General features: G+C 67.5%; 19 protein-coding genes, 1 tRNA gene and 3 pseudogenes. 12 read left to right on the top strand and 11 right to left on the bottom strand.

The window, feature by feature from the left end; translation table 11 throughout:
* The first annotated feature begins 232 nt into the window (after positions 1 to 232).
* Together OHS16_RS00590 and OHS16_RS00585 are read left to right on the top strand one after the other, a co-directional pair.
* Positions 233 to 682, top strand: a complete 450-nt coding sequence (locus tag OHS16_RS00590) for a spore-associated protein (protein ID WP_328535133.1) — start codon at positions 233 to 235, stop codon at positions 680 to 682.
* A 178-nt stretch (positions 683 to 860) separates the two neighbouring features.
* Positions 861 to 1,064 (top strand): annotated as a pseudogene (locus OHS16_RS00585) (YciI family protein); the annotation flags it as partial.
* A 127-nt stretch (positions 1,065 to 1,191) separates the two neighbouring features.
* On the opposite strand, the gene OHS16_RS00580 reads toward OHS16_RS00585, so the two are convergent.
* Together OHS16_RS00580 and OHS16_RS00575 are read right to left on the bottom strand one after the other, a co-directional pair.
* On the bottom strand, positions 1,192 to 1,881 hold the full coding sequence (locus OHS16_RS00580) for a DUF899 family protein (protein ID WP_328535132.1): 690 nt from the start codon (positions 1,879 to 1,881) through the stop codon (positions 1,192 to 1,194).
* Positions 1,882 to 2,313: 432 nt separating this feature from the next.
* Positions 2,314 to 2,388, bottom strand: a tRNA-Trp gene (locus tag OHS16_RS00575).
* A gap of 572 nt (positions 2,389 to 2,960) precedes the next feature.
* Here OHS16_RS00575 and OHS16_RS00570 point away from each other — a divergent pair.
* Positions 2,961 to 3,221, top strand: coding sequence for a hypothetical protein (locus OHS16_RS00570; RefSeq protein WP_328535131.1), 261 nt, complete (start codon positions 2,961 to 2,963; stop codon positions 3,219 to 3,221).
* 714 nt (positions 3,222 to 3,935) lie between these two features.
* Here the strand turns inward: OHS16_RS00570 and OHS16_RS00565 are convergent.
* From OHS16_RS00565 to OHS16_RS00555, 3 genes are all read right to left on the bottom strand, one after another.
* A complete protein-coding gene (locus OHS16_RS00565) occupies positions 3,936 to 5,405 on the bottom strand; it encodes an MFS transporter (RefSeq protein WP_328535130.1) in 1,470 nt (489 codons plus the stop codon).
* Between the two features lie 634 nt (positions 5,406 to 6,039).
* Positions 6,040 to 6,420 carry a hypothetical protein gene (locus OHS16_RS00560; protein WP_328535129.1) on the bottom strand — a complete coding sequence of 127 codons (381 nt, stop codon included), beginning with the start codon at positions 6,418 to 6,420 and terminating at the stop codon, positions 6,040 to 6,042.
* A 208-nt stretch (positions 6,421 to 6,628) separates the two neighbouring features.
* A complete protein-coding gene (locus tag OHS16_RS00555) occupies positions 6,629 to 7,033 on the bottom strand; it encodes an ATP-binding protein (RefSeq protein WP_328535128.1) in 405 nt (134 codons plus the stop codon).
* Positions 7,034 to 7,404: 371 nt separating this feature from the next.
* Here OHS16_RS00555 and OHS16_RS00550 point away from each other — a divergent pair, with 371 nt between their 5' ends.
* The 4 genes from OHS16_RS00550 (at position 7,405) to OHS16_RS00535 (ending at position 10,291) form a co-directional block, all read left to right on the top strand.
* Positions 7,405 to 8,271, top strand: coding sequence for a helix-turn-helix domain-containing protein (locus OHS16_RS00550; RefSeq protein ID WP_328535127.1), 867 nt, complete (start codon positions 7,405 to 7,407; stop codon positions 8,269 to 8,271).
* Positions 8,272 to 8,300: 29 nt separating this feature from the next.
* Positions 8,301 to 8,519, top strand: a complete 219-nt coding sequence (locus tag OHS16_RS00545) for a DUF397 domain-containing protein (RefSeq protein ID WP_443042727.1) — start codon at positions 8,301 to 8,303, stop codon at positions 8,517 to 8,519.
* An 82-nt stretch (positions 8,520 to 8,601) separates the two neighbouring features.
* Positions 8,602 to 9,417 (top strand): SAM-dependent methyltransferase, encoded by an 816-nt coding sequence (locus OHS16_RS00540; RefSeq protein ID WP_328535125.1) that lies wholly within the window; start codon positions 8,602 to 8,604, stop codon positions 9,415 to 9,417.
* 466 nt (positions 9,418 to 9,883) lie between these two features.
* The gene (locus tag OHS16_RS00535; RefSeq protein WP_328535124.1) at positions 9,884 to 10,291 is read left to right on the top strand and encodes a hypothetical protein; all 408 of its coding nucleotides are present in this window, start codon (positions 9,884 to 9,886) and stop codon (positions 10,289 to 10,291) included.
* A 221-nt stretch (positions 10,292 to 10,512) separates the two neighbouring features.
* On the opposite strand, the pseudogene OHS16_RS00530 reads toward OHS16_RS00535, so the two are convergent.
* From OHS16_RS00530 to OHS16_RS00520, 3 genes and pseudogenes are all read right to left on the bottom strand, one after another.
* A pseudogene (locus tag OHS16_RS00530) lies at positions 10,513 to 11,340 on the bottom strand (alpha/beta fold hydrolase).
* Between the two features lie 884 nt (positions 11,341 to 12,224).
* Complete coding sequence (locus OHS16_RS00525; RefSeq protein WP_328535123.1) at positions 12,225 to 12,962, bottom strand: formylglycine-generating enzyme family protein; 738 nt, start codon at positions 12,960 to 12,962, stop codon at positions 12,225 to 12,227.
* 351 nt (positions 12,963 to 13,313) lie between these two features.
* Positions 13,314 to 14,834 carry an FG-GAP-like repeat-containing protein gene (locus OHS16_RS00520; protein ID WP_328535122.1) on the bottom strand — a complete coding sequence of 507 codons (1,521 nt, stop codon included), beginning with the start codon at positions 14,832 to 14,834 and terminating at the stop codon, positions 13,314 to 13,316.
* A gap of 261 nt (positions 14,835 to 15,095) precedes the next feature.
* Between OHS16_RS00520 and OHS16_RS00515 the strand changes: the two genes are divergently transcribed.
* On the top strand, positions 15,096 to 15,221 hold the full coding sequence (locus OHS16_RS00515) for a hypothetical protein (RefSeq protein ID WP_328535121.1): 126 nt from the start codon (positions 15,096 to 15,098) through the stop codon (positions 15,219 to 15,221).
* 30 nt (positions 15,222 to 15,251) lie between these two features.
* Here the strand turns inward: OHS16_RS00515 and OHS16_RS00510 are convergent, their stop codons facing one another.
* Positions 15,252 to 15,668 (bottom strand): STAS domain-containing protein, encoded by a 417-nt coding sequence (locus OHS16_RS00510; RefSeq protein WP_328535120.1) that lies wholly within the window; start codon positions 15,666 to 15,668, stop codon positions 15,252 to 15,254.
* A gap of 132 nt (positions 15,669 to 15,800) precedes the next feature.
* Here OHS16_RS00510 and OHS16_RS00505 point away from each other — a divergent pair, with 132 nt between their 5' ends.
* The gene (locus tag OHS16_RS00505; RefSeq protein WP_328535119.1) at positions 15,801 to 16,130 is read left to right on the top strand and encodes a helix-turn-helix transcriptional regulator; all 330 of its coding nucleotides are present in this window, start codon (positions 15,801 to 15,803) and stop codon (positions 16,128 to 16,130) included.
* A 263-nt stretch (positions 16,131 to 16,393) separates the two neighbouring features.
* On the opposite strand, the gene OHS16_RS00500 is transcribed toward OHS16_RS00505, so the two are convergent.
* A complete protein-coding gene (locus OHS16_RS00500) occupies positions 16,394 to 16,651 on the bottom strand; it encodes an STAS domain-containing protein (RefSeq protein ID WP_328540663.1) in 258 nt (85 codons plus the stop codon).
* A 317-nt stretch (positions 16,652 to 16,968) separates the two neighbouring features.
* On the opposite strand from OHS16_RS00500, the pseudogene OHS16_RS00495 reads away from it, so the two are divergent.
* The 3 genes and pseudogenes from OHS16_RS00495 to OHS16_RS00485 all read left to right on the top strand — a co-directional run.
* A pseudogene (locus OHS16_RS00495) lies at positions 16,969 to 17,413 on the top strand (transposase); the annotation flags it as partial.
* A gap of 189 nt (positions 17,414 to 17,602) precedes the next feature.
* Complete coding sequence (locus OHS16_RS00490) at positions 17,603 to 18,289, top strand: hypothetical protein (RefSeq protein ID WP_328541058.1); 687 nt, start codon at positions 17,603 to 17,605, stop codon at positions 18,287 to 18,289.
* Positions 18,290 to 19,337: 1,048 nt separating this feature from the next.
* Positions 19,338 to 20,153 (top strand): class I SAM-dependent methyltransferase, encoded by an 816-nt coding sequence (locus OHS16_RS00485; protein ID WP_328535118.1) that lies wholly within the window; start codon positions 19,338 to 19,340, stop codon positions 20,151 to 20,153.
* Between the two features lie 358 nt (positions 20,154 to 20,511).
* Here OHS16_RS00485 and OHS16_RS00480 read toward each other — a convergent pair whose 3' ends face one another.
* A complete protein-coding gene (locus tag OHS16_RS00480; RefSeq protein ID WP_328535117.1) occupies positions 20,512 to 21,735 on the bottom strand; it encodes a serine hydrolase domain-containing protein in 1,224 nt (407 codons plus the stop codon).
* Between the last annotated feature and the right edge of the window lie 26 nt (positions 21,736 to 21,761).

Here is a 21,761-nt window from a genome sequence, read left to right as displayed (position 1 = left end):
CGGAGTTAAGTGTCGCTTCTCGTGACTCGAGTGAAAGCTGTTGACCGGCGGTTGGCCTCCTCAAGTGCCCCATCCCTGCCGTGATTCCTTGATCCGTACTGCGTCACTCCGTCCGATTACTTCATGCACAGGTTTCCCCGGCACGTCTGTGTGCGCCAGGCACAACCATCCTTGCCACTCGGGAGTCACATCAAGTGGGAGTGAACCGCTCTCAGAGACACAAGGGGGATACATGGGAAGCATGCGCAACATCGCGGCTGTCGGGGCGCTAACCACACTGGTGGCGGGCACCGCGGCAGTGTTCGGCCCGACCGCCTCTGCCGCACCCAACGTCACACCGCAGGGCGTCTGTGGCAGTGCCTACAAGACCGTGAACTCGGTGCCCGTCGGCTCGCTGGGCACCGTCTATCTGACGTACAACTCCTCGAACGGCAAGAACTGCGTCGCGACCATCCGTGCCAACCCGGGCGCGGCCAAGGACATGTCCACGTACATCTACGTCACCGACACCGACGCGTGGGCCGGAGACTCCGGGAACTACACGTCGTACGCTGGGCCGGGCTACGTCTACGGCAAGGGTCACTGCGTGAGTTGGGGTGGCAACATCGCCAACGTGTACGTGTCGGTTGAGAACTCCAACTGTGCAGCGCTGAAGGAACACCGGGTCACCGAAATCCGCTGATCCGGCGCATCACCCGGCCGCGAGGTCCCGCGCAGCGGCTCCCTGGAATCCAACCGACATACCGCTGACGGTTGCCGGGAGGTATCCATGTGCCGAAGGTGGGGCGGGACCTCGCAGTGGGCCGGACTGCCACGGCGTACGCGGGCTGCACGCTCGGCGACCTGAGCGCGCAGCCCGTGAGGGGCGCCCGCCGGTCACCGATGGCCCGTTCGCGGAGACCAAGGACCTCATCGCCGGCTGGATGGTGATCGATGTCGACAGTTACGAGCGCGCCATCGAGTTGGCCGGGGAACTGTCGGCCGAACCCGGGGCGGGCGGGAAGCCGATCCGCGAGTGGCTCGAGGTGCGCCCGTTCCTGGCCGCGCCGCCCACCATCGCGGAGTGGCTCCGGCCACTTCCGTGCGTGATCCGGCCCGCCGCGAGACGGCAACGGCCGGTGATACTGGTAATGGCGGCGGCGCGCCGCGGAAGGTGCGACGTACCTCCCTCGTCCGGAACGCCCCTGCACCTCAGCCGTCGCCGTATGACGCCGCGATCTCCTGCGGCGTTGCCCAGCGGCTGTAGGTCGGCGACTGGGGCCAGCCTTCGGGGGAGTCCTGCCACTCCTCCTGACGTCCGTAGGGCAGGAGATCGATCAGGGGGAACAGATAGCTCAGCTGCTCGGTGCCGCGGCCGTCGGTGTGCCAGGTGCGGTAGACCGTGTCGCCGTCGCGCAGGAACACGTTGACCGCGAATCCGCCGTTCGGCGGGGCGCCGATATCGCTGCCGAACGTGCTGTTCGCCGTTGAATACCACGTCATCGTGTTGCCCACCTTGCGCCTGTAGGCGAGCGCCTCGTCGATCGGGCCCTGGGTGACAATCACGAACCGGGCGTCGAACTTCTCCAGGCCCGCGAGCCGGGTGAACTGGGAGGTGAAGCCGGTGCAGCCTCCGCACTGCCACTCGGCGCCCTCATGCCACATGTGGCTGTAGACAATCAGCTGCGGGTGATCGCCGAAGATCTCAGCGAGCCGGACGGCGCCCTCCTCGCCCTCCAGTACGTAGCTGGGCATCTCGACCATCGGTAGCCGGCGGCGTTGCGCCGCGATGGCGTCGAGCTCACGGGTGGCGGCCTTCTCCCGCACGCGCAGAGCTGCCAGATTCTTCGCCCAGGTGGAGGCGTCGACGACGGCGGGCAAGGAGCTGCTTCTGGTGGACATGGTGCCTCCGGGCGGTAGGGAGCCGTTTTGAAAGTACCGACTCCCCGTCCGGTCGAAACTCATCGCTCACCCCGCGATGCGTCGTGTGCCCACCAGGTTCGGGTGTTGCAAGCATCGCACTCAGACCTTGGTCGGCGACTGTGCTGCTCCTCGTCGGGCTCCGGCTCCACTTCTGCGAGGCTGAGCTTTGTGCGCGCCCACCGGCGGGGTCAGCCGAGCACCTCGCTCCCCGGCGGGACGCGGTGCGGGGGTGAGGCGTTAGCTGCTTGCCGGTCGGTATGACGTGTCCGGCAACGCAGCCCCGCTGCGGCTGCTGCCCATTTCAGTAGAAGTCCCGTGAGGGCTGCGCGTTGTTGCGCCTGGGTCAGGAGGGACGGGTCGTTGGCGGGCTCTGTCGATGCTTGGCCGGGCCACGTTCCAGTGGGTTGCGGACGGAGCCGACCGGATTCGAACCGGTGTCCTCGCGATTTTGGAGACCGCGCGCGACGACCTCTGCGCTACGGCTCCGCCCGCTCGGCACCCTACGTCAACCCGATGCCTTTCCCACCCTTGGCTGCCCCGTGGTAGCCGAGGGTGGAGAGGGCTGCCTGTTGCTTGGATGTATTGCTGCAGGGCTGCTACGCATTGGTGAAGGCGTCCGCGCTCTTCCCTGTCTCCGCCCGAACCTCGTACGGCCTGTGCGGGTGTCTTCTGCGCCCGCACGGCGGCTGTCAGGCGTCCGGGGCAGTTCTGTCTTGCCGCCTCCGATAGGCCACGCTGCCGCTGAGGGCCACGAACAGGGAGCCTCCCGCCACCCATGGCAGGTCCGACACGAACGATGTCGTGGGGTCGTGGAACGTCCGTGACACGGCTACTCCGAGAAGTCCACCCACCAGAGTGGCCCCCCAGAGCAGCAGCAGGAGTGTCAAGCCATTCCGTGCACGCAGCCAGTCATTCATTTGATCACCATGCACCATTCGCTACCGATGAGAACCACCCTCGTGCAGAGAATGAGTAACTGGTACTCACCCATCCATGACCGATCCGGCTCATACTGTGAGCGGAGACGCAGACGCGGTGTCGCGAGTGGGAGAGATCAGATGACCATGTTGGGCGCGGTTCCCGGTCCGCTGCTGCTGACTGTCACGGCCGCAGTGCTTCTGTTGCTGAAGCGCCGCAGGAGTCCGTACAGGCAGCCTGCCCCCTGGTTCATCACCCTGACCGCTTTCGTCGTCGGCGCGCTGTGGGCAGGGGCACAGGGCCCCTCCCTGATCAACATGATCGTGAGTGGAGTCAGTGCGGCCCTACTCGTCGGGTTCGGCTACATCGCGTACCAGCGACGGAAGTCGCTCAGCAGGTAGAGCCGGCCAATGCCCGAGGGGTTCGCGGTGCGAAGGCCGTGAGGCCGGCGTTCTGCTGCGGTGTTCGGTGACGACGGCCGCGTGATGGGGAGGTGCGCGTGCCCCTGCGGAATGGGTGCGGACATCGCCCTGTCTGCGGGATGAGGGTGCTGCAGATCGATGGTGCCGTGGTGTGCACCCTTGCGGCCAGGGCGGACGTCTCCACAGTGCGGCCCTTCCCCGGCTTACCGTGGCCGACCGGTCACCGGTTCGCCGACCGAACCCGAACCGTTCACGGCACTGACCATGCCCAGGTGGAGGCAGGACACACAGCCGTCGCGCGATCCAGCGACAACTCGGCATGAGCCGAACCGTCAAACGGTACGCGGACGCTGCCAAGCCGGAGGACCTCTTCACCGGTCAGTGGCAACCCGGCACTCCGTCCTCGGCGAGTACAAGACCTACCGCCACGACCGCTGAACGAGGGCTGCGGCAACGCCTGGAAACTGGGGAAGAGATGGCCCCGCTCGGCTACCGGGACAGCTACCAGCGCGTTCGCGCCCACGTCCGCCAGAAACGACGCCGATGAGACCATGATGCCGCTTCCCGCGCTGTCAGCCGGGCCGCAGACCCTGGTGGCGTCTGGTGGGGCTGCTGACCGTCAGCGCCAGACCTCGGGCGTTCGCTTCGCTCGGCCGGCGCCATCGGCACCGGCCCGGACACCGCATGACCTGGTCAGCCGCCCTTTGCCCCCTGGTCCTGCTGGAGGCGGTTCGTGCCGATGTCCGCCAGAGCCGCGATCAGCGCGGCGACCACGAACGCGACCGACACGATCAGTCCGTGGTCGTAGGCGGTCGGCCACCCGTCGGCCATCTGGGCGAAGAAGACCGAGCCCACGGCGGCGATGCCCACGGCGGAGCCCACTCGCTGCCCGGTCTGAAGAGTTCCTCCCGCGCTGCCCCCCATGGACACCGGGACCTCCGACAGTGTCAGGGTCTGGTTGGGGGCGATCACCAGGCCGCTCCCCAGCCCCGCCAGCAGCAGCGGCCCCGCCATGGCCCAGCCCGCGCCGCGGCCCGGCACCATGTGCACCGCAAGTGCCGTGCCGCCCAGACCGACAGCCACCATCGTCAGTCCGATCGCGATAAGGGGCCGGCCGAAGCGGCTCACCAGCCGGCCTCCCAACGCAGCCGTTGCGCCCGAGCCGAGCGCGAATGGGGTGATGGCCAGTCCGGCGAGCAGCGCGGTGTAGTGCAGCCCGCTCTGCAGATAGAGGGTACTGATGAAGAAGATGGAGGTGAATCCGGCGAAGTACAGCAGGATCAGCAGACACCCCAGCCAGTACGAACGCACCCGGAAAAGAGCCATGTTCAGTACCGGCTGGATGCCCCGGCCGGAGCACCGGGACTCCCACCCGGTGAAAGCGGCGAGCAGCAGCAGCGCGACCGGGAGGAGCAGCCACTTCTGCGCGCCGTGCCACTGCTGGGACTGCACGAAGGGCAGCAGCAGCGCCAGCACACCGGCGCCGAGCAGGAACTCACCGAGCGGATCGAGATCGCGCAGGCGCACCCGGCTGGCCGTCGGGGTGTCCGGCAGGAGCCGGCGGGCCAGCGCGAGGCAGACGGCGCCCAGCGGAAGGTTCACGTAGAAGACCCAGCGCCAGCCCTCCTCGGGGCCCGCCGCCTGGATCAGCAGGCCACCGAGGAGAGGCCCCACGGCTGTCGAGATGCCGACCACGGTGCCGAACATCCCGAAGGCCCGGCCGCGCTCGTTGCCGGAGAACATCTGCTGGATCAGTGCAGAGATCTGAGGCGAGATCAGGCCGCCCGCCACGCCTTGCAACAGCCGTGCGATCACCAGCCACATACTGGACTGGGCCGCGCCGCAGGCCGCTGACGCGAGGGTGAAGAGGGCCAGGCCCACCATGAACACCGCGCGACGACCTCTCGCGTCACCCAGCCGTCCCGAGGGGATGAGGAACAGGCCGAAAGCGAGCGCGTACCCGGACACCACCCACTGCAGGTCGGACTCCGGTGTGTGCAGACCTTTACGGATCGAGGGCAGCGCGACGTTGACGATGGAGACGTCCAGGAGCGTCATGAACCCAGCGATCAGACACACACCGAGCGCTGTCCAGCGCCGCGGGTCCGGGCGTCCGGAGGTGTCTCCCCGACCGGCATCCGCATCGCCCACGGGTTGTGCCACAGAATCTTCCCTTCCTCCTGAGGCTGCCGGCCGGCGCCGCTGATTTGACCACACCGGGATGGAAGCAGTTGCTGAAATCGCCGGGCCTCAGAACGGCCGGAGTCCGTCGCGGAGTCACTCCAGTGGTGGTGCAAGGGAACGAGCCGGTCCCGATGGTCTCCCGTCGGTACGCGGTCCGCGGTGGAGGGTGGGGCGCGCCGCGTGGTCCGTGGAGACCTCCCCAGCGAGGTAGGTCCCGCCTGCGTGAAGGGCGGCCGTCCGCCGAGGCCCCTGTTCGGTCCACACAGACCATTCTCTGCTCGGCCAGCTGTGTGGAATCGGTGGTCTCGGAGAGATGCCGAGTGCTGATGCGGTCTTGTGGGCGGAGTCTCCAGCGGCGACCGGCGACGCGACCTGCTGCATCAGCTGACCCGCGTAGGTGAGCCTGCGCCGCAGGGACCGGACCACAGCCATGTCGGCAGGCGAACGTGCTCGATCGTGCCCCGCTCGTACTCGTCCGAGTGCCGCGTCATGTCCTTACTTCCTACCTGGCACTACTTCCTCCGGAACCTCTCAGATCCCAGTCTCCAGGTGTCCACGATCAAGGGAAGGCTTGACTGGCCAGGTGAATCAAAGATCTGGACATCGCCGAGGATCACCGGGCCTCGTCGTTCCCCGATGACAGGGGCGCCCAGGTGTATCTGATGCGCACGCCGCGGTCGTGGAGCCAGGAGGTCTCGCGGTGCCGGAGTTCGTGCGCGGACTCCGGCGCGATGGCACTGGGCCAGCGGACGAGTACGGCGGTGACGTGGCCCGTCTTTACCAGCTGTCTCACACGCCGCCACCCTCTGCGCTGGGCCGGGTCGGGCTCACCGTACGTGTCGGTGACGACCTCGGCGATCGTCAGTCCGCGCTCCTGGGCAAACGCGTGGCCTTCTGTCTGTGCGCGCTGCGTGGCTGCCCCGGGCGCGCCCGGGGCTCGGTCGGCGCATACGTACAGCACGACGGGGGATGTGGTTTCACCGTGGGGGGTCATGGGCGCCTTCTGTAGCTGCATCGAGGAGAAGGGACTCCTCGCCGTGCGAAGGGGACGCAGCAGCGGGGCCGTGCGGTGCCGACTGCGGTCTCTGCCGTTGGACGGGGAATCGGTCTGCTGTTGCAGCAGACCGGGCCTGTCCACGTGTATCCGGGCTGTCGCTGCCGGGGCGGGCTGCCGTATTCGGCACGGGCGGGCGCCCATGGCTTCAGGGGTAGGCTGTCAACTCTGCCCAGACGAAGTTGCCTTCGGCCCGCGTCGATCGTGCGGAGCCCCAGCGGTCCGCGAGTTGCTGAACGAGGAACAAGCCTCGCCCGCTCTCCTCGCCGGAGCCGGCGAGGAGAGCGGACGGCCTGACCGGTGTGCGGCCGTCGTCGTGGAGTTCGATACGCAGGCGCCGCTCGTCGCCGGTCAGCGTGAGGCCACACAGGACATGACCACTGTCGGTGTGGAGTACAGCGTTCGTAGTCAGCTCGGAGACCAGCAGCACCGCGTCGCAGCATCTGTCACCGGGCACCTTCCAGGAACGGAGCCGGTCGCGCACGGTGTCGCGGGCGGATCTCGCGCTGGTGCGCAGGGCGGGCAGGCCGAACCAGTACTCCCGACACGGCACGGTCGCGGCTAAGGCGGGGGTCGAGGCCGGGGCTGAGGGCATGGGCAGAGTCACGGAGTTCGCCTTCCAGTGCCTTTCGGGGGCAGGTGCGGTGTGGGATGCGGGCTGCGGCCCGAGAGGTGAGAGGCATGTGCCGCGGCAGGCCCCCTGGGTTGGGACGCCGACGACGACATCAGCATCGCGGGTCCCGTCGTCCGGGCCGGATGCTGCGTCAGAGCTGTGACTCGACCGCTCACATGCCAACTATGCGCGTCGTCCCCCTCACGCTGCAACCGACTCCCTGATAATTTCAGCAGCACGGGTATCGCCCTGGCGTCTTCACCAAGTCACTGTCACAATGGCGCTGTTGATGAACCCTCAGGAGGTTGGGCGTGAGTGAAGCCCGTTCCAGCACCAGCGCACCGACAGTCCTGCGCATGATCCTCGGCCGCCGGCTGCAGGAAATGCGGCTCGGCGCCGGAGCCTCGCTGGAGGATGCGGCAAAAGCACTGCGCGTGACGACCCTGACGATCCGCCGGCTGGAGAAGGCCGAGGTCGCTCTGAAGCCTCTCTACGTAGAAAAGCTCCTGGAGACCTTCGGCGCGGACCGACAGGAGATCGACGAGTTCGTCGACCTGGCCGAGCAGGCCAACGAGCCTGGCTGGTGGCACTCCTACCGCGACGCCGTTCCCAGCTGGTTCACCGCCTACGTCAGCCTGGAGACCGGTGCCAAGACCCTGCGCACCTATGAACCCCAGTACGTCACCGGCCTGCTGCAGACTCCCGACTACGCCCGCGCCGTGCTGCTCGGCGGGTTGCCGAACGGCAGCGAGGAGGAACTCACGCGCCGTGTGGAGCTGCGGCTGCACCGCCAGAGCCTGCTGGAGCGGGAGGATGCCCCCACATTGTGGGTGGTCATGGAGGAAGCCGTCCTGCACCGGGCGGTGGGCAGCCCTGACGTGATGCGGGAGCAGATCGAGCGGCTCCTGGACCTGTCCGAGCTCGAGCACATCAGCATCGACATCGTGCCCTTCGCCGCGGGTGCGCATGTCGGGGCGTGCGCCCCGTTCACGTATTTCCGGTTCGAGGAGCCCGAGCTACCCGACGTCGTCTACAGCGAATTGCTGTCTGCATCCGTCTACCTGGACCAGCGCGCGGACGTGGTCGCCCATCTCGAGGCGCATTCCCGTATGGCGCTGCTGACGTCGTCCGAGGACAGCAGGGCGCTCTTGAACCGCATGCGCAAGGAGTACTCGTGACGATCACCGACAAGGGCGTCTACAACGGTATGTCGGCCCGCGATCTCGGGGAACAGGGCTGGGAGCGTCCCTGGAGCGGGCCGAACGGCGGTCAGTGCGTCGAGACGAAGAAACTGGCCGACGGCCGCGTGGCCGTACGGCAGTCGACCGACCCGGCCGGGCCGGCGCTGATCTACGCGCCTGAGGAGATCGCCGCATTCGTCCGCGGGGTCAAAGAGGGCATGGCCGATCACTTGACCGCCGGGTGAACCGGCGGCGGGCAGAAGGGACGACGACACCGGTCCCGTTCCTGGCCTGCGGGCCGACAGACACACGCATGAAGGGGAGAACATGACCACCAGGCAGGCTGGCCGGGATCTCGACACGAGCAGGCCGCACTCGGCCCGGATGTACGACTACTTCCTCGGTGGCAAGGACCACTTCGAGATCGACAAGGAAGCGGCTCTGGTCGCAGCCGAGGCCCACCCCGGCCTCTTCGTGACTGCCCGCGAGAACCGGGCGTTCATGCACCGGGCCACGCGTGTCCTGGCGCAGGAGCACGGCATCCGCCAGTGGCTCGACATCGGCACCGGCATCCCGACCGAGCCAAACCTGCACCAGGTCGCCCAGTCCGTGGTGCCCGAGGCCCGCGTCATCTACGCCGACAACGACCCCCTGGTTCTCAAGTACGCCGAACGCCTCATGCGCAGCACGACGCAGGGACGCACGACCTATATCGAGGCCGATATCAAGGACCCCGATGCGCTGATGAGCTCCGTGCAGGCTTCGGAAGTCCTGGACTTCGACCAGCCCATCGCCCTCTCCCTCAACGCGCTCATGCATTTCATCACCGCCCCGCACGACCCATACGCCATCGTCCGCCGGCTGCTCGACTCGCTGCCGGTCGGCAGCGCCCTCGCCATGAACCACTGCACGCCCGACTTCGACCCCGTCACCTGGAACAAGGTCGCGGAGGTCTACACCAGCTCAGGGACTCCCGTGCAGTTCCGTTCACACAAGGAAGTCAACCGCTTCTTCGACGGGCTCGATCTGGTCGACCCCGGCCTCTGCTGCTGCCACCGCTGGCGGCCCGCCGGGCCCGCCGACGGGACGGAGCCCGCAGACGCCCAGATCGGCCTACTGGCGGGCGTAGGCATCAAACGCTGACCGGGGTCGGGTCAGGCCGACAGTCCGGTCGGCTGGGCACCTGCCTCCGCAGCGCAGTCGACCAGGGGCTGGGGGCTGCGGGGAGCACGAGACTCACACAAGTCACCTTCGCCTATTGCCCGCAGGGCGGTCCGGATGGCGTTGTACGTGTGTGTTCTTCGGCGGGTTGGCTGTGGGGGAGACGTTTCGCGGGAGCGTGGATGCCGACGCAGCTCGTGTCGGTGAGCGTCGGCAGCCACTCTCGTGCGGCTCCGCAGAGGACTGGCAGATCGACTCCGGTACTCGGAACATCAAGCAGCACGGGGAAACGTGCGCGTCATCACCGTCCCGGACGGATTTCCCCTCCGGACCACTCCCTGGAGCCGGGCTCGACCCACGATCTCACCCCCGCTCGTGGTGAGGCCGGCGGGCCTGGGCGCGGTGGCGACAGTCCGTGCGGACATTCGGGCCACCAGGCCAGGTGCTGATGAACCGAGAAGAGGACGGCATGACCGATGTGACCCGCTTGATCACTCACGCTGATCTGGACGTCGGTGCCACTGGTGCTCGGCAGCTGTCGGTGTCGGCACGACTTGTGGCCGTACTCGCCGACGGCCGAAGTCTGGTACTGCTCGACGATCGCGGCTGGAGTTCGTCGGGCCCAGCCAACATCCGAGCGGAGACTTCGGCCGAGGACATCGACAGGACCGCCCGGATGGTGGTCGGGCCGGACGAACCGTTCGACGGTAAGACACCAGCGCAAATGGCGGCCGATCACTGGGGTTCGCTGGCCGACACCCTCAGGCGAAAGGGCGTGGATGTCGACACACAAGAGCTCGAGCGGCTGCCGCACGATGTCCAGCTGAGCGAACGCCTTCGAGCATGGCTCATCTGAAGGACTCGACGCCTGTCACACATCGCACCGATTGTGCGCGCGAGCCGGAAGAGTCCCGCGGAGCTGTGTACCAGCACTGTGAACCCACCAGAGTCTCGCGTTCGTCCTCTGACGTCGGCCAGCGGCCGTCCCGTACATTGCATCGGATGTCAGGCGGAGGACTCCAGCGCCGCCGTTCCGTCGCTCAAGGCCACTCCGCAGTCCCTCCGCTGTGCCGTGGCTCAGGCGGCGATGAACTTCAGCAGGTCGGTGTTGAACCTGTCCTTGAACGGGGGCACCGCCATCAGACCGTGGGGTGCGCCCTCGTACACCTTGAGCTCCGCGCCCTTGACGAGTCCGACGGACTTCTTGCCTGCCGCGACGAGCGGGACGATCTGGTCGTCGTCACCGTGCACGATCAGTGTCGGGACGTCAATGAGCCCCAGGTCATCGGTCAGGTCGGTCTCGGAGAAGGCCTCGACGCAGTCGTAGGCCCCCTTCATACCCACCTGCATGCTCCACATCCAGAACATGTCCCGGACGCCTTGCGACACCTGGGAGCCCTCGCGGTTGGCCCCTTAGAAGTTCGCGCTCAGGTTCTCGTAGAACTGCGAACGGTCGGCGAGGAGGCCGTTGCGGATGTCGTCGAACACCTCGATGGGCAGGCCTTCGGGGTTGTCCGGTGTTTTCAGCATGAGCGGGGGGATGGCGCTCAGCAGGAGCACCTTCGACACCCGGGACGTGCCGTGTCTGCCGACGTAGCGGGTCACCTCGCCGCCGCCGGTGGAGTGGCCCACGAGAACCACGTCCCGCAGGTTCAGTTTTTCGATCAGCTGCGCGAGATCATCGGCGTAGGTGTCAAGGTCGTTGCCGTCCCACGGCTGGTCCGACCGGCCGCCGCCCCTCCTGTCGTGCGCGATCGCGCGGTAGCCGTTCCGCGCGACCAGGTGCAGCTGGTCGTCCCACGCGTCGGAGTTCAGCGGCCAGCCGTGGCTGAACACGACGGGCCGGCCGGTGCCCCAGTCCTTGTAGTAGATGCGAGTGTCGTCGGTGGTGGTGAAGGAGCTCATGAACGATTCCGTCCTCTCGTGCTCCCGATGGGGAAATGCAGGAGGTCCGTGAGTGCTCAGCGCCCGGATTCTCTCCGGCGCCCTCCCGGCCCGGTCACACGCGGCCGCTTTCCTCAGACGCATGGACCCGTTCCCAGACAATGCGGCACAGCTCGACGGAATCCGTCTCATTCAACGCGATCGCCATACACCCCTTCGGGGTCCTGTGCCCCGCAAGGTACTGCCGCCCGGCCCACGGCCCTCCGTTCCACTGTCCCCCGTGGCGGTGCATTCCGCATCAGTTGAATGGCCGCACCTCGACCGCCTCCCGCGTGAAGAGATCATCATGCGTGATTCATGACGGCAGCGTGTCCCGCACCGACAGGCCCGTCAGTGACTCCATAGTCCAGCTCAACATTCGCCCTCAGCCATCGGTCGGCTTCGGCGTCAGGGTTACGGCCACCTGCCAGTCAAGAGCGATGGGCGGCTCCACCAGTCCGGTGCGGAGCGTCTCCAGTCCCTCAGCTGCTGTACCCACCACTGCCAGCCCTCCGCGGCTGCCTACGCTCACCGCTCTACCGCCGCACACCGGTCAGTCCCAGGGCCAGCAGTACAGCAGAACGTACAGCAACCACACCGACGGCCAACGACCTTGGCCGGGTCTGTACTGCCCGGTCACGTCTAGAGTCTTTCGTCAACATCCACGGACTCTGGCTAACAGTTCTCACAGGTCAAGGACGTGGTGGCAGGTCATGAGATCGGCCGCATTTTTTTGGGGCGAAGCGGTCGCTCCGGCAGGGGGCATCGCAGGATGATGGCCTTTAGCGCCCTGGTGCCCACGTCCACTGGGCCGGGACACGTCGATGTCCGTCGGCTATGACTGGATTTCCTCGACTGGAAGAGTGCTACCCGGTCGGTGCCGCCAGGCGAATGCCCACGCCGATCGCCGCCAGATCTTGCTCGTAGGCGCCGTGTCGACGGGCGCACCGGGCCAGATCGCGGTCGTGGCGGAACGCCCCGCCTCGAGTGACGTGCGGATCGAATGCCCAGTCCTCGGTGTCCGGCACCCCGGCGGGAGCACCCGGGTAGGGGGCGTAGAGGGTGGAGGTCCACTCGTCGGCGTTGCCGGCCATGTCCAATACCCCGAAAGCGCTTGCGCCTTCGGGAAATGAGCCGACCGGCATCGTGGTGCAGATTCCCAGGTCCACCAGATTGGCCAGGCCGGTGCGGTACTGCGCACCCCAAGGAAACTCCCGGGCGTCGTCGCCACGGGCAGCGCGCTCCCACTCGTCCTCCGTGGGCAGCCGCACCTCCAGGCCGCCGAGCTGCTCCCCAAGCCATTGGCAGTAGGCCGTCGCCGCGTCCCAGGTGACCCCGATGACCGGATGGTCTGCCGGCGCCTGGGGGAGCGGCCTGCCGGTAGCTGCCGCGAAGAGTGACCACTGGCCGACCGTGACCTGGGTGCGGGCGATCCGAAATGCCGGCAGGGGGATCTCTGCGCGCGGGACTTCCTTTTGGTACCACTCCACTGGCACCCCGGTGTCGGCATATACGTGGGCCACCTCCGCCACCTCGTCAATCGGCGTACCCCGATGCAACAATCCGGACGGGACTTCAACCCAGTCCACCTGTTCGGCCCGCACGGCTCCTCCTCAGCTCGAACCAACAGCCCTCATGATCCACCTCGGTGGGCAGGGCGAGTATCGGCCGATGGACCTACCCCGACAGCGACCTTGGAACCAGGACCTTGTGGCCGCTGTTCCGGCATACAAGCTGTGCACGTTCGCGCGTTCCGGGCTGCACGGGAGCCCACGACGGGCGCGAGTTGCACCGGGAGGTGTCCGAAGGGGGCTGCCGAGCGGTCCCCCGCTCCGGTGCCCCTTTCCGGCTCCCGACTGCCAAACACAATCCCGCACACCAACTAACCCTCTCCGAGCGTCACCTGATGTGTGGGTAGGAGGGAGGCTTGCGTTCTTACGGGGATGTGGTCGCCTTCAGTCGGCCACCGAGGCTCCGAACTGGGCCCCGGTCGCGGGCAGGCCCATGGTGGACGAGCCGAACGAGAAGGAACCGCTCGCGGTGATGCCGCTCGAGGTGGCTGAGAAGACCCACGCGGCACCGTTGTTCGCGTTCTCCGCCCAGTCGCCGACGACCAGGCCTTCCTTCTTGTCGCCGTTGGCGTCGACGAGGGCGGTCTCGCTGCCGAAACGGTCCAGCTTCTCGGCCGAGCCGGTCACCCCGGCGGTGTTCTGGCTGAACGACTTGATGCCGGTGGTGGTCAGACCGTTCGCGCTGCCGCGCAGCACGAGCACGGTGCCGGCGTCGGTGAGGCCGTCGAAGTCCTCGCCGGGCAGGCCGGTCACCACGTCGGGGTAGCCGTCGCCGTTGGTGTCGCCGATCGACAGGCCGGAGCCCATGCCGTCATGCCACTCTCCCACGCCGGGTACGCCCGCGGTGTCCTGGTTGATCCACACCGGCTTGCGGGTGGTGGACACGCCGTTCGGGCCGCCGTGGACGACGGCGATCGCACCGCCCTTGACCGGGAGGCCGACGTCGTAGTCGGTGCCGTCGGCGGAGTGGCCGACGACGATCTCGGCGTGACCGTCCTTGTCGAGGTCGCCGATCTCGACGTCCTCGCCGCGGATGAGCCGGCCCTGGGCGTCCTTGAGGAGGCCCTTGTACGTGAACCCGGAAGGACCGCCCACCAGCAGGGCGACGCCACCGGTGCCGATCTCGCCGTCCTGCTGCCTGGCGCTGATGGCCAGATCGGCAACGCCGTCGCCGGTCACGTCACCGGCGGCCATCGCGATGGCGTACCACTCCTCACCGGGGAAGAGGGTGTACCGGGTCGTCCTCGCGCTGCCGCCGTCCCGCTGGAACGGGCCGTGCAGCACCGAGCCGTCGCCCGGCGTGCTCTCGTCGCCGTAGTCGTCGCCCGACACCGCCACGTCCGGGTTCTTGTCCCCATCAACGTCGGCGACCACGAAGGCTCCGCGGGAGTTCGCCGGCACGTTTCTCAGCAGGGTCGGCGTGGCGGACAGCCCCTTGGGGCCACCCCAGTTGACGGCCAGGAAACGTCCGTCGTAGCCGCTGATCGGCGACATGTCCACGAGCGACAACAGATCGGCGTAGCCGTCGCGGTCGATGTCGCCGCTCTGCAGATCGCTGCCGTAGCGCGTCTGTGGCTGCGTCGTTGACCGGCTCGACCAGGTCAGCAACTGTTTGTGCGATGTCGACAGCCCGCTGGACGAGCCGTACAGCACGCTGACGGCCCCCGCCTTCGTCTGCCCGTTCAACGTGGTGCCAGGCGCGCCGATCGCCAGGTCGGGGTAGCCGTCGCCGTTGAAGTCGTCGTGCAGGCGCTTGGTGCTGGGCGTGGTGGCGGTCGTGGCGGTGATCGTCGCGGCCGGGGAGGCGGCGTTGGCGACGGGAACCAGCACGGCACCGCTGACCAGGGCGATACCGGTGGCCAGGACCAGCCGTCTGCGGCGTCGGGGAAGGGAACGGGAAGCCATGGCTGTCCTGACGTAGGCGGAGAAGAAGGCGCGTGAGGGGTGGTGCGGGATCAGCGCGGGAACGCGTCGCCGAGCCAGGCGCCGCTCGCGTCCGTGCCGAGAGCGCGGGCGCCCAAGGAGAAGGAGCCCTTGGCCGTGACACCGGCGGGACCAGGAGCGGAACACCCATATGGCACCCGGCGTACGCATCCTCGCGCTGCCCAGTACGACTCACCAGAGAGACGGTTGGTTGTGCTGGGGTATGCCGCGACTTTCCCTGCCGTGGACGTAGCGCTCGTTCAGGCCGCGGCCCGCGCGATCTCCGCGCTGGTGGCCGCTGGTATCACCATGCTCCGCAGGGGCATGCTCGCCCAGGACTGGCCGGGCACGCATCGTCAGTCGATATGAGCTGTACTGGGTTGCTCGGTGGGGCGGCCGTCAGGAGATAGCGGCTTCCTCCACCGTTGCGCGGATCTGGAGGACGGCGTTCATGCCGGTCAGGTCCAGGAGGCGCCGCAGTTGCGTTCCGGGCGCGGCCACGCGCAGGTCGGTCTTCTGGTGCACGAGGATCAGCATGTTCAGGAACGAAGAGTCGGCGAAGGTGACGCCAGAGGCGTCCAGGATCACCCTCGGGTGCTCGGCGGCCGCCGCGGACAGTGCTGCCGACAGGGGAGTGATCGTGTCTATGTCGTACTCGCCGGCGGCCACCACCACCCAGGCGCCTGGCAGCGCGTACTGCGTCGCCCCGGCCTGCGCGGCTGCGCCACCGGAGCCCGCACCCGAGTCAGGAGGACACGCGCTGTTGGCGGCGGTGTCGCCGACAGGTCCTGTGATGATGGCTTCGTCCCACGGCATTCTCGGCCTCCCAGCCCGCTTCCCCTACAGAACCGCGTCGATCGATGCGTGAAACCATGTCACGCGATGCGCGAAAACTATGTCATGAATCCGGGTGCTGGCAAAACCGTTCCATCCCCTAAAATGCAAGGCATGATCGGAGAAGCTGAGGCCCGCATCGGGTGGACGTTCATCACCAACCACGCCCGCGTTCTGGCAGCCATCGCTGACGACCCGACCGTGCGGATCCGCGACATCGCCGTCCACTGCCGGCTCACCGAGCGGGCCGTCCAGCGGATCATCGCCGACCTTGAACAGGACGGCTACCTCTCCCACACCCGCGAAGGACGCACCAACATCTATCGCATCAGGGCGGACAAGGTGCTGCGCCACCCGGCGGAAGCCGGCCTGCCCGTCGCCTCCCTGCTCTCCCTCCTGGTCCAGGACGAGAGTGACCGAAGCCGGGGACCAGCCGCCCCATAGCCGTCCCCGTTCCGGCCGGACGTGCTCCCGCCCTGGCCGCAGTCCGAAGGGACCGTACTCATCCTGGCGCCCCGGCCGACGCCCGGCCGCACTTGACGCGGACATGCTTGCGGTGTCCGGTCTGGATGACGGACCACGTCCCTGAGGATCCTGGGAGCGAGCCCGAGAGGGGCGGCCGAACAGCGAGGAAGCCCCTGCCTGGCGCGGTGTTCCTGCCCGGTCGTACTTGCCCCCGTACGTTGAGGCAGATCAGCAGCTGGTCATCACGCACCCGGGGCAGCCTCCGTAGACCCATACGCTCCAGCCGCTGGTCTGGATGTGTCCAATTCGAAGCTGGGTGCTCCCGAGGGCCGGGTGTCAGCACGCCGCGGAGCTGGGGTGGTGGCCGCTGAGGCGTCTGGATGGATGGTGAGGACGCGGTCCAAGCCGATGAGGCGGAAGATCCGGACGGTGGTGGCGGGCACCGCAGCCAGGGCTATGTCACCGCCTTGTTCGGCAACCAGCTTGCGGGCGGGCGGCAGAGTGGTGACGCCGCTGGAGTCGCAGAACTCCAGATCGGTCAGGTCCGGTAGTTGCCCGGCAGCAGGGTGAGGTTGTCCACCGTCCGGCGAAGTTCGGGGGCTGTCGCGTGGTAGAGGTCACCGGTGATCCCAGTACGAGACCGGCCGCGACGTCTCGGGAGGTGATCGTCAGCGGTTCACATCAGTCTTCACCTGCAAGGGCGGGCACGCCGAGGGCGAGTCGCGCCGTGTCGTCGTCGAGTCCGTCGCCGAAGCCGGCGAGGAGCCCGCTCAGAGGTGTGACCAGGGCCTGCGGTCCAGCTGGCGGCTGTCCTGCGAGCCTTGTGGACCGGGGCTGGCCGGGTACCAAGACGCACGTCCTGTCGGACGCGAACGGACTGTCTCTTCTCGTCGGTCTCTCCGCCGCGAACGTCCACGACAGCCTCGCGCTGAAGACCATGGTCGAGGGCCACCAAACGCGACAGGACCCTACCGAGGAAGCCACTTCAAGCCCCAATGCCTCCCCGCGGACAAGGCCTACACGACGTCCCTCACCTGCGGAAATGGTTATGGGGCAAGCGCATCGGCGTGCGCATCGCCCGTAAGGGCATCGAGTCCAGCGAACGGTAAGGGCGCCGCAGTTGGGTCATCGAGCGGGCCATTGTCCTCGCTGACCGGCTGCCGCAGACTCAGCCCCCGCTACGAACGCCAACCCCGCAACTAGCCGGCCTTCCTTGGGCAGATGCACTCTGCTGCGACAAAGGACTCATCCGACTCACCACACAGGACATCGTCTTAAGGGCGAGGACACCAAGGCTCGCGCCAAGGAGATGGCGGACACCCGGCACTTCGTTGGCATCGCCCTGTTCGGCCGGATGGTCACCGACTCCGGTGATATCAAAGTATGTTCGTGGGGGGCGAGGACCCGCACAGCGTGATCGCCGACATGGCACATGGATCAAGGAGCGGGAAATGATCAGCAACATCGCAGCGGCCGTGGTGATCGGGGCCGTCGGCACCACCGGCGGCACCGGCTGGCTCACCGAGAACGTGACGATCGGCACCACCACCTACCACCTCAACGCGCTGCCCCACGGCGTGACCTACACGCTGGAGTTCCGGGATGCGGCGAGCCGGACCCGCCTGACCCCCTACGCGTCGGCGACGGCAGCGCAGCTGAACTCGCTGGCGTCCGTCAAGGCGGCGGGCATCCACTTCGCCGTGAGCAGCACGCTGGCTCCGCTGACCGAGCCGACCGGCGCGCTGCGCCCCTCGGCCTCGCCGAGCAAGTACCACATCAACCTTGTGCTGCGGAAGAGCAACGTCTCCGGCATGTCCTGGACCAACGCCTCCGTCTCGGCGCAGCGCTTCGCCTGGGGTGGGGACATCTGGATCACCCCGGAGTACTGGTCCAACTCGCACTGGATCAGCACCGACCCGGTCAAGAACACGGCCGACATCAAGAACACGATCACTCATGAGATCGGGCACTCGATCGGCCTGGACCACCCGAAGACCTTCAAGGTCCCGGCCGGGCGCGCCGTGCCGGTCATGACCCCCGGGCCGTCGGGCGGCTACCAATCGGCTGCCAATGGGGGCAAGTTCACTACCTACGACGTCGTCGGTATCAACGCGCTCGTCGCGAACGGAGGTCTGTGACCCATGGCTGTACTGGTGAGGTGCGATGCCTGCGGCACCACGGCGGAGACCACAGGACTGGTGATCTAGTACCCGTCGCCGTCGCAGATGACGGCGACGGGGCCATCCCCGCCGGGTCGGGCTGCCCGACGGCTGTCGCTACATGGACGTGCCGATGCCTGACAGCAGCAAGTGGTCCAAGATCCTGCCCCGAGGGTCTCAAGATCCTATGGAAGGTGCTGGGCGTGAAGTACGCCGAGCCTGAGCCGGAGGTGGGCTGATGTCCGGCTCGGCGGGGTTTTTGCCTGCTCTCCGCACGCGCGGGAAAGGGGCTGCGGGCCGCGTGGGCGTCCTGATGCTGCACTCAGGCATGATCGGGCAGCTCGTGTGCTGCTCGCCGCAGGACGCCCCGCACCGCCATGACAGGGTCACTTTCAAGGGCATCTGGTTGGCGGTCGAACCCCGTGGTCCGGACGATGGGCCGGCAGGGGCCCGACGCACTGGCGGTCGACCGTACCGGGTTCGGCCGGACACTGGCCGGGCGGCGCGAGTGCGTGAGGTCGGCCCTCCCCGGCCCAGGGGGTGACGACCCGCGCCTTGTTGACTGCGCGGGAGAACATCACGGACACCATCGCCGCGCGGGCGATGCTGTGCATTCTCGTTGCCAGGGCCGGAGTGACCGAGCGCCACAGGGTGGCGGTTTTCGCCAACTCCCTTGTTCAATAACTGCTGGGTTATGTCGGCCGGATACAGAGGAAGCACCCCTCCCAGGCGGGCATGGGCGGAGCGCGGCCCCTACCCCGGATGCGCCGCATGACTGCATGGGCGTCTCCGCCGCGTCAGCACAGCCGCGATCGTGGTCAACCAAGGCCCCGTAAGCAGCTGTTGTCTTCACAACGAGTGAGGGCCTTGTGGCCCCGTTTTCGCCGCACCCTGGTGTCGACCGGTCTCCGCGGATCGAATCGCGGGACGCTGTCCGCAGCAAGCGGGCGGCTACTGAGGCGGTCGTCTGCGAAGGGTCCTGGTCGGTAGGGTGACCGCCTGCCGATCAAGAAGTCGAGGGACGCTCATGGCCTCAGAGAGACACGTCAACGCGGCCCGTAGCAAGGTATTCGGTGAGGTGGCCGAGCTGTACGATGCCTCCCGCCCCGGCTACGCGGACACGATGGTCACGGAGGTGCTGGAGTACGCGGCACTCGGGGACCGTGCAGCTGTGGAAGTCGGCGCGGGTACCGGGAAGGCCACTGTGCCGTTCGCCGCGCTGGGGATTCCGCTGGTGTGCGTCGAGCCCGACGCGCGCATGGCCGAGGTGCTGCGGCGCAATGTCGCCGGGTATCCGAACGTCCGAGTCGAGGTCGGCGACTTCGAGCAGTGGCAGCCGGGCAGCCGGCGCTACGGGTTGCTGTTCGCCGCCTCCGCCTGGAATTTTCTGGACCATGACCGGCGCTGGGGCCTGGTCCACGCCGCGCTCGCACCTGGCAGTGCCGTCGCGCTGGTCAGAAACCCGCACGGCGTACATGACGCCGGATTACGCGCCGAACTCGCCGGCATCGGCGACCGTCACGGGATTACCGGGTCGCCGCACCGCTTCCTGGCTTCCGACATCGCCGGCGGCGAGCCCGGGAACTGGGACCAGGCCTGGCCGGATACCGAGTGCCGCCGAGACGGCCGCTTCACCGACCTGCGTTCGGTCCGGTTCCGGGAGGATCTGCGGTACGACACCGACCGCTACCTCGGCTACCTCTCGTCCCTGTCCGCCTATCGCATTCTGCCCGACGATCACCGCGAACAGGCGCTTGCCGAGGCCGGCCGCCTGCTCGACGCCCACGGCGGCGGAATCGACGTACTCCAGGTCACCGACGTCTTCCTCGCCCGCACTCGCTGAGAGACCGATGCGGGCACCCACGCAGGAAGAGTCTGCTGCGGTGGTCAGCTGGTGACCCTGCTGCCCGGCGCGAGGGCGGTAGCGGCGAGAGGACAGGAGTCAGTGTCGGTCTCGATGACGTTGCCGGGAGGCATCGCAGATGGGGCTCGGTACTACGGCGCTGTCACTGAGGACGGCGATCGTATCGACGACCCGTTCGAGGACGCGCTGTTCAGAAGGGGAAGGGTGTCGTAACTGCCCAGCGACGTGCTCGGCCATGGCGAAGACCCGTGAGGCGAATCGCGGAATTGCCCGTCGCCTTCTGGGCTGTCGCAGACTCCCCGCCCGGCCGCGCCTACTCTTCGGCCGGGTTGTTCGGCTATCCCTCCGCCCCTGTGAACGTGGGTGCGAGCGCCTGTTCGGGTGTAAGGCCGAAGCCGATATCGGTGCCGTAGACCGTCATGGCGAGAGCCTGGAACGTCGGCGGAGGCGTGATGGCGTTGGGATTTTTGGTGGACACCACCTCGATCGCCGTCTGACGGGCGGGCGAGTACATGGCGGTGGACTCGTAGCCGGCGAAACTGCCTTCTCCGCCGATGAACCCGCCGGACTCGACGAATCCCAGTCCGTATCGCCACTTACCGGGCCCGTTGTAGTGCCCCGCGAAGACGAAGGGGATCGGGTTCTTGGTCGCCTCGGCCCAGACCTCCGGCTTGAGCAGTGCACCGGTCGCCAAGGCACGGGACCAGCGCCGCATGTCCGAGAGGGTCGAGACCATGCTTCCGTGCGCCCAGAGGCATGACGCCGGAAGGGCTGTCGCATCATCGGAAGTGGTGGGTGCCTGCGTGGGACCCACATCTCCCAGCCCGTACCCGTGTGTGAAGGGCTTGCTGAGGCCGTTCCCCGACGTCGGGAGCAGGGTGCGACGGAGTCCGAGCGGTCGGGCGATGCGCTGCTGGACCGCGGTGCTCAGATCCTGGCCGCCGGCCAGCTCCACGACACGGCCGAGCAGGTTGTAACCGTAGTTGCTGTACGACCACTTGGTGCCGGGAGGTGCGACAGGGGGAAACTTCGCCTCGGCCGAGAGGAGCTCCGTGACGGTGCAGCCGGTGGTCACCTTCCCCTGGACGGTGGGCGTCGTGAAGCCGTCTGCGAGGCCGCTGGTGTGGTTGAGGAGCTGCCGGATCGTGATCTGGTCCCCGTTGGGCACGCCCGTCACCCATTTGGAGATGTGGTCGTCAAGGGCGACCTTCCCCTCTCCCACCAGCTGCAGTACGAGGTCGGCCGTGAATGTCTTCGTCTGGCTCGCGATCTTGAACTGCATGTCCGCTCGGAGGGGCGCCCCGGTCGCAAGGTCGGCGACGCCAGTGGCACTGACGAAGGTTCCCTTCGGGCTCCAGATGCCGACCAGGACACCCGGGGTGCGGTTGGTGTCCTGGAACCGGCGCACGACCTTTTTGACCTTGGCTTCAGTCGGCCCGTCGAGAGCAGCACTGTCGCTGCTACCCGGCACCAGGATGTCGCCGTGGGAGTCGCATGCCGACACTGCCAGGACACCGACCAGGACCAGGGCGCCAAGCAAACGTTCTTTGCACCGGCCCATGGCCTCACGGCTCCCGTGTGTCGACG

It is taken from the genome of Streptomyces sp. NBC_00344, from assembly GCF_036088315.1.
In the GTDB taxonomy this organism is placed as follows: Bacteria; Actinomycetota; Actinomycetes; order Streptomycetales; family Streptomycetaceae; genus Streptomyces.
This window is presented reverse-complemented; position numbering and strand designations above follow the sequence as displayed.

Excerpts from the sequence above, each read along its gene's own strand:
- OHS16_RS00485 (WP_328535118.1), top strand. The coding sequence starts at position 19,338 with ATGGCCTCAGAGAGACACGTCAACGCGGCCCGTAGCAAGGTATTCGGT.
- OHS16_RS00570 (WP_328535131.1), top strand. The coding sequence starts at position 2,961 with ATGACCATGTTGGGCGCGGTTCCCGGTCCGCTGCTGCTGACTGTCACG.
- OHS16_RS00545 (WP_443042727.1), top strand. The coding sequence starts at position 8,301 with ATGTCGGCCCGCGATCTCGGGGAACAGGGCTGGGAGCGTCCCTGGAGC.
- OHS16_RS00535 (WP_328535124.1), top strand. The coding sequence starts at position 9,884 with ATGAACCGAGAAGAGGACGGCATGACCGATGTGACCCGCTTGATCACT.
- OHS16_RS00520 (WP_328535122.1), bottom strand. The coding sequence starts at position 14,834 with ATGGCTTCCCGTTCCCTTCCCCGACGCCGCAGACGGCTGGTCCTGGCC.
- OHS16_RS00490 (WP_328541058.1), top strand. The coding sequence starts at position 17,603 with ATGATCAGCAACATCGCAGCGGCCGTGGTGATCGGGGCCGTCGGCACC.
- OHS16_RS00505 (WP_328535119.1), top strand. The coding sequence starts at position 15,801 with ATGATCGGAGAAGCTGAGGCCCGCATCGGGTGGACGTTCATCACCAAC.
- OHS16_RS00510 (WP_328535120.1), bottom strand. The coding sequence starts at position 15,668 with ATGCCGTGGGACGAAGCCATCATCACAGGACCTGTCGGCGACACCGCC.
- OHS16_RS00480 (WP_328535117.1), bottom strand. The coding sequence starts at position 21,735 with ATGGGCCGGTGCAAAGAACGTTTGCTTGGCGCCCTGGTCCTGGTCGGT.
- OHS16_RS00560 (WP_328535129.1), bottom strand. The coding sequence starts at position 6,420 with ATGACCCCCCACGGTGAAACCACATCCCCCGTCGTGCTGTACGTATGC.
- OHS16_RS00580 (WP_328535132.1), bottom strand. The coding sequence starts at position 1,881 with ATGTCCACCAGAAGCAGCTCCTTGCCCGCCGTCGTCGACGCCTCCACC.
- OHS16_RS00590 (WP_328535133.1), top strand. The coding sequence starts at position 233 with ATGGGAAGCATGCGCAACATCGCGGCTGTCGGGGCGCTAACCACACTG.
- OHS16_RS00540 (WP_328535125.1), top strand. The coding sequence starts at position 8,602 with ATGACCACCAGGCAGGCTGGCCGGGATCTCGACACGAGCAGGCCGCAC.